Source organism: Aquiflexum sp. (assembly GCF_041749095.1).
Lineage (GTDB): Bacteria > Bacteroidota > Bacteroidia > Cytophagales > Cyclobacteriaceae > Aquiflexum.
Window position 1 is genome coordinate 1 of the sequence record NZ_JBGTCA010000152.1, and the last position, 4,740, is coordinate 4,740.

A 4,740-nucleotide genomic window follows, 5' to 3' on the forward strand; every position below is an offset into this window, starting at 1 on the left:
TTTCAATCTCTTGATGAGCTGGACTTTGGTTTTATATCCCATATCTAGTGGTTTAACTAGATATAAATATCAAAATAAAAGGCCGTAAAACAAAATTTACAGCCTTTTTTATTATTTATGTAGTAAAGAACCAAAGTCGAGTGCCATGACTATAAGTCATGGCATGAATGCCTCCTGAATCTTACATCTTATATCTTAAGTCTTATGTCATTCAAAAAATTAACCTTTCTCTTTCTACTCCTCCTCACCTTTCCCCTAGTTGATCTTCCTGCCCAAACCCAACATAAATGGATTGAAGTGTCGAAGTTTGTGGATGGTGATACTTTTTGGATCACTAATTCCAAGGGGGAACAGGAAAAGATAAGGCTGATCGGTGTAGATGCGCCTGAAACGAGAAGAACCGGAAAAAAGGGAATCGGTTATTATGGCAAAGAAGCCGCAGCATATGTGGAAAAGTTATTGGTAGGTAAAAAAATTCGTCTCGAATATGATGTCGGAAAATACGATAGGTACAAAAGAACTTTGGCCTATGTATATCTTGAGGATGGTACTTTTCTGGCCTATGTATATCTTGAGGATGGTACTTTTCTGAATGCAAATTTGGTAGAAAATGGATATGCTATGGTCATGACCGTACCCCCAAATGTGAAATATGCAGAACTTTTTGTAAAGCTTCAAACAGAGGCCAGAAAAAACAATAGGGGATTATGGGGTATGCCATAATCCCCTATTTTTATTTTTGCTCGATAGCCTCAAGGATCGGTTCATGATTTTGATTTCCGTCATATCCTAGGTCCGGTTTCATTTCATAAGTCCTGAAAGGCTTATATTTCATGATCCATAAAAAAGGAACCAATAGAAAAATACCACCGATCAAAGCCCCTACATCCAATTCCTCATCTCTGGAAAATGATGTGTTGAAAGGCTGATAACCTTCTTTTTCCAAAGTTACTATTGTGGTACTGCTCACTATTTTGGTATCTCTATGGGCATAGGGTGTAGTTCCCATATATTCCCCATTTAAATAGACCTTGGCATTATCCGGCCTGGATTGAATCATCGTAGTACTGCCACATCCTGCTAAAAATATTGTAGCTGATAGGATGATTGCAAAAGCTTGAATTAATTGAGAATTTCTTTTCATTTGGTGAATTTTAATTGTTGGATACAAAACTAAATATTATTTCCACCTATTTCAAATTGTGATAGTTTTTGTTGAAAAACAAAAAAATGATGGAACTATTAATGTTAATTTCAAACCACTACTACTTCCTTACCAAAATCACTCCACCAAAGGACGGAAGATCAACTCTTTTGCATTTCTTTCTTATTCTTTTCATTAGTCATCTGAGGTATCTTGTGAATCACTACCTCTTTCAACAATTATTTCTTTTTCCTTTACAACCATGGCAAATTCTTCGGGATGGACTTTTGGGCTGTACCTTTCTGCATATACCCTGGTAAATGCGGCCCCATAAAATAAGATCAAGCAGGAATATGACACCCACAGGAGCAGCAATACCACCGAACCTGCAGCACCATAAGTTGATCCAGGATCAGCAATCCCAAAATAAAAGCTTAAAAGTGTTTTGCCCAGATTGAACAATAAAGCTGTAATAATTCCACCAAGCCATACTGAAGCCCATTTTATTTTCATGTCAGGCATAAACCTGAAAATCAAAACAAATAAAAGGGCTAAAATTCCTGTAGAAAAAGTGAAGTCTATAATTCTTGCAAATACTACATAGGCAGGTTCCCAAATATTGGACAGGTATTTACTTAGCAATGTCAGCCCGGTAGAAATGACAAAACTGACTATCAATAGAAAGGAAATGGCGGTCACAAATGCAAGGCTCATTGCCCGGTCCTTGATGATTTTCCAAAAACCGGCTTCAGGATCTACTTTGACATTCCAAATCTCATTCATTGAAATCTGCATCTGATAGAATACCCCTGTGGCACCAAAAATCAAAACCCCAATTCCAATTACCGTAGCCATAAAAGTCCTGTCATCCTTTTGAGTGTTTTCCATCACTATTATAAGTGAATTGGCAGCATCAGCACCTATTGCCTCAGATATTTCAGCAGTAATTTCGCCCCTTACAATTTCCGGCCCCCAAATAGCCCCTACTACATTGATGATGATGATCAGCAAACCAGGCAGAGACAATACAGCATAATAGGCTACTACTGCACCCAATCTCCAGGGATTATTCAGGTTCCAGATCTTCCCTGCTTCCCAAAATAATCTCGGTAAATGCCTGACCTTAAATTTTTCCTTCTTTGTCATTGACTTGCTTATAGGCGGATTCATATTTACTAACCTATTATATCAAAGATAAACCTAAACAAAATAAAAAAATCCAAAATAAAGCCGATTAGCCATATTTAAGGTCTAACCGGCGTTTCAATTTCTGATAATTTATTGGGAGTCCTATTCAGCTAAATCCCTGATGGATTTTTCAAGACTATTCATCTCCCTGTTGGTGGATGTCTTGAAATCAGCCCAAGATTTTTTGTCCTGAATAACATGATCATTTACTTTGGTTTTAATTTCCAGATTCATCTTATTCAATTCATAAAGGCCCTGATCATATTTCATCTGAACAGCATTGACTTCAGATTTGGATTCGTTTCTCATTTCATTCAGCGCTTCGGCATTTTGAATATATCTTGCATCAATTACTGCATTATGGTCGATGTAATCCAACAAATCATCGGCTCTTTCCTTATTTAATAGCTTATTTGTTTTCACGAGGTCAGAACTATCTCTTTGAGTAATCTTCTCAGGATATTCAATTTCCTTGACATCGGGATGAGCGCAGCTGAACAGGCCAAATACCACTATACCACTCATAACTGCTATTTTCAAAAATTTTGTTTTCATCTTTTTCATTTTTAATCTGTTTTTTATAAATCAGAAAATATACTCTCCATATAATCGCCGGCAGTTTATATTTTGCGGATAAACTTTTTTGCTTGGTTGCTTAATACTTTCTTTTGATCTACCATAAAAAAAAAACCGATCAGACCTGAATAAGGTCCAATCGGCTTTTTTGAATTCGCAAAATTTATTTGGAATCTTTTTCACCTAAAGTTTTGATAGACTTTTCAAGTTCATCCATTTCTTTATTGATTGAATTTTTAAAATCATCCCATGAATCTGAACCATGGTTTTTGTGATCTTTTACCTTGTTTTGAATTTCCTGATTTCTCCTGTTCAATTCCTGAAGTTCTTGATTTTGTTCATGACCTGCATTGACTCCTGATCTTTGGTTTCTTACCATTTCTTCCAATGTCTCGGTATTTTTATTGAACCTTTCTTCCATTTCTGAAGAATAAGCATTAAAATCCTGCTGTGAACCGGTTCTTGACATCGTTCCTTCACGATTTGACATAGTCCCTTCGCGATTTGAATTTACATCACGTGTATTTTCATTCCCAACCTCTGTATTATTTCTATTATTTTGGCTATCCCTGGCATTGGGATGTGCGCATCCGAACAGGCCAAATACTACTAGGCCGCTCACTGCTGCTATTTTCGACATTTCCATTATTATCTTTTTCATGTTTTCTTTTATTTATTTATTTTAAACTATTTTATTTCGGTATTCCGAAAGTACGTTATCAACATCTTCGCCTGCAGCTTTTGTTTTCCGGATCAGCTCCTTGGTTTTGTTGCTAATCATATCCTTTTCATCTTTTACTTTTTCAAGTAGATAATTCCCAAATTCCTGTGCCTTTTCCTGGGTTTTAGCTCTGTTTCTTTGACTGGAAAAAAAGCCAACTACTGCCCCTGCTCCTATCAACATCAAAATGGTTTTTATGACCTTGCCTGTTTTATTTGATTTTTCTGCTTTCATATTGTTTTGTTTATACAAATTTAATTATTATAAAATTTATTTAATTATGAAAATTATTATATACCTTATATATATGACTTATATAAATATAATTTAAGATATTTTTTATCTAAAATTTAATTCATTTAAATCAAAAAAAATGTGCAACAAACATGGTTCGCTGCACACCTAAAGATTATAGGATTTTAACCTTTATTATTGATCCATTTCTGACATGGATATATTCATTGCAGAAATTATGAACTCCTTTTATCACTCTTATCTTTACATTCCTTAGCTTTTCTAAGCTGGGTCTTTAAAGTTGTAAGGTTTTCAGAAGCATAAGCCTTTATTTGTGGATCTTCTGAATCATTGGCTGCTTTTTCATACAAATCAATCGCATCTTCATGCTGATCTACCATTCTACTGCTATAGCTTTTACCAAAGTCATTTCCATTTTTATCACTAAGATCTTTATGGGCGTCCCTCGAGTCTTCTGTAACTGAGGTTGGAATTGCAATTGATTTAGATTGTGCCAAAGTCCTAAGTTCGTTAAGGGATTTTGTATTTTCCTCTTCCATCATCTTACCCAGTTCTTTTACATCTGCAGTATTGCCTTTTTGTTGGGCCAATTGCCCTAAGCTGATATTCTCATATCGCATTTCGGCAGCATCCATCAAAAACTGAGCGTCGTTATCATTGTCGATAACCACGGCAGTTCTATTGTCTCCGGTTCTATTATCAGAAGTCAGTTTGGATTTGTTTTCCTGTTCAGCAACATCTCTCGAATCGTTGGTTCTGTTTTCAGAACATGATGTTGCAATAACTAATGTGCCTGCGATACACAAAGTGTACATCAGGATTGATTTTAAATTTATTAGATTTTTCATAGTAATAA

7 protein-coding genes are annotated in these 4,740 nt (G+C 35.5%); 1 reads left to right on the forward strand and 6 read right to left on the reverse strand.

The features are described 5' to 3' along the window. Positions 1–204 precede the first annotated feature (204 nt). The gene (locus tag ACEW8O_RS07715) at positions 205–723 is read left to right on the forward strand and encodes a thermonuclease family protein (protein WP_373494043.1); all 519 of its coding nucleotides are present in this window, start codon (positions 205–207) and stop codon (positions 721–723) included. A gap of 10 nt (positions 724–733) precedes the next feature. Here ACEW8O_RS07715 and ACEW8O_RS07720 read toward each other — a convergent pair whose 3' ends face one another. The 6 genes from ACEW8O_RS07720 to ACEW8O_RS07745 all read right to left on the reverse strand — a co-directional run. Further along, positions 734–1,144 (reverse strand): PEGA domain-containing protein, encoded by a 411-nt coding sequence (locus ACEW8O_RS07720; protein ID WP_373494044.1) that lies wholly within the window; start codon positions 1,142–1,144, stop codon positions 734–736. A 195-nt stretch (positions 1,145–1,339) separates the two neighbouring features. Then, the gene (locus ACEW8O_RS07725) at positions 1,340–2,290 is read right to left on the reverse strand and encodes a YihY/virulence factor BrkB family protein (protein WP_373494045.1); all 951 of its coding nucleotides are present in this window, start codon (positions 2,288–2,290) and stop codon (positions 1,340–1,342) included. A 144-nt stretch (positions 2,291–2,434) separates the two neighbouring features. Further along, positions 2,435–2,887 carry a hypothetical protein gene (locus ACEW8O_RS07730; RefSeq protein ID WP_373494046.1) on the reverse strand — a complete coding sequence of 151 codons (453 nt, stop codon included), beginning with the start codon at positions 2,885–2,887 and terminating at the stop codon, positions 2,435–2,437. Positions 2,888–3,071: 184 nt separating this feature from the next. Then, positions 3,072–3,569 (reverse strand): hypothetical protein, encoded by a 498-nt coding sequence (locus ACEW8O_RS07735; RefSeq protein ID WP_373494047.1) that lies wholly within the window; start codon positions 3,567–3,569, stop codon positions 3,072–3,074. A gap of 21 nt (positions 3,570–3,590) precedes the next feature. Next, entirely contained in the window at positions 3,591–3,863 is a 273-nt protein-coding gene (locus ACEW8O_RS07740) for a hypothetical protein (RefSeq protein WP_373494048.1), read from the reverse strand. 236 nt (positions 3,864–4,099) lie between these two features. Then, a partial coding sequence (locus ACEW8O_RS07745; protein WP_373494049.1) for a DUF4142 domain-containing protein occupies positions 4,100–4,740 on the reverse strand: 641 nt, incomplete at its 5' end.

Bases quoted from the DNA above. Each gene is read 5' to 3' on its own strand.
- ACEW8O_RS07720 (WP_373494044.1), bottom strand. From the start codon at position 1,144: ATGAAAAGAAATTCTCAATTAATTCAAGCTTTTGCAATCATCCTATCA.
- ACEW8O_RS07730 (WP_373494046.1), bottom strand. From the start codon at position 2,887: ATGAAAACAAAATTTTTGAAAATAGCAGTTATGAGTGGTATAGTGGTA.
- ACEW8O_RS07715 (WP_373494043.1), top strand. From the start codon at position 205: ATGTCATTCAAAAAATTAACCTTTCTCTTTCTACTCCTCCTCACCTTT.
- ACEW8O_RS07735 (WP_373494047.1), bottom strand. From the start codon at position 3,569: ATGAAAAAGATAATAATGGAAATGTCGAAAATAGCAGCAGTGAGCGGC.
- ACEW8O_RS07740 (WP_373494048.1), bottom strand. From the start codon at position 3,863: ATGAAAGCAGAAAAATCAAATAAAACAGGCAAGGTCATAAAAACCATT.
- ACEW8O_RS07725 (WP_373494045.1), bottom strand. From the start codon at position 2,290: ATGACAAAGAAGGAAAAATTTAAGGTCAGGCATTTACCGAGATTATTT.